The sequence below is a fragment of the Clostridium sp. MCC353 genome (assembly GCF_018785315.1).
GTDB lineage: Bacteria > Bacillota > Clostridia > Lachnospirales > Lachnospiraceae > CHH4-2.
In genome coordinates this window covers 1-338 of record NZ_WQPN01000144.1, presented here as the reverse complement: position 1 = coordinate 338, position 338 = coordinate 1, and the positions used below count along the sequence as shown (strand labels likewise).

Below are 338 nucleotides of genomic sequence, written 5' to 3'. Positions count from 1 at the left end.
CCGGACTTCTTTTCAAAGGAATGCCGTTTGATTTCTTTTGCAACGGTTGTGCGGTCCTTTCCAATAAGCGTTCCGATTGCTCCAAAGGACTTATGTTCCTTTAATCCCTGAGCGATCATAAGGCGTTCCTCATATGTTAAAAATTTAGACATGATTATGCTCCTTCCCTGCCACCGACAGAGATAAGGATAGCATAAAAAGAAGACCAGACACGATAGGCTGATCTTCAAAAACTCTGTTTGTAAAGGAAAATCCATACCTGTTGCTTTTCCCTAATAAATAAAACGTTTACTCTATAACTGAAATCACAGGTATGGAATTTCAGTTTACAACTGACG

Annotated in this window: 1 protein-coding gene; it reads right to left on the bottom strand. The window is 39.3% G+C overall.

Annotated elements, in window-relative coordinates:
* Positions 1–152: helix-turn-helix domain-containing protein (locus GPL15_RS28215; protein ID WP_215700369.1), on the bottom strand; the 152-nt coding region annotated here is incomplete at its 3' end.
* Positions 153–338 lie beyond the last annotated feature (186 nt).